This is a genomic window from Zoogloea sp. LCSB751 (assembly GCF_002028455.1).
GTDB lineage: Bacteria > Pseudomonadota > Gammaproteobacteria > Burkholderiales > Rhodocyclaceae > Zoogloea.
On the sequence record NZ_MWUM01000718.1, the window covers coordinates 1 to 229 of the forward strand.

Genomic DNA, 229 nt, shown 5'->3' on the forward strand with positions numbered 1-229 from the left:
TAAGGATGAAATGCTTAAGCCATGTTCAGTACAAAGTTCGAGTAATTGGGCGCTGCTGTTAAAATCATAAGGTGCTGATTCAATTTGCGATGCTGGTGAGGCATTACGTTGGTTGATTTCATCTTCATCTAAGATAAATCCGCCACCGACAGAGTAGTAAGTGCGCTCAAAAATACATTCGCCTTTGCTGTAGGCATACAGTGTCATGGCGTTCGCATGGGCGGGAAGG

Annotated in this window: 1 protein-coding gene; it reads right to left on the reverse strand. The window is 44.5% G+C overall.

Features of this window, described 5'->3' with window-relative positions; genetic code table 11:
* A partial coding sequence (locus B4920_RS28310; protein ID WP_305847150.1) for a serine dehydratase beta chain occupies nucleotides 1-229 on the reverse strand: 229 nt, incomplete at both ends.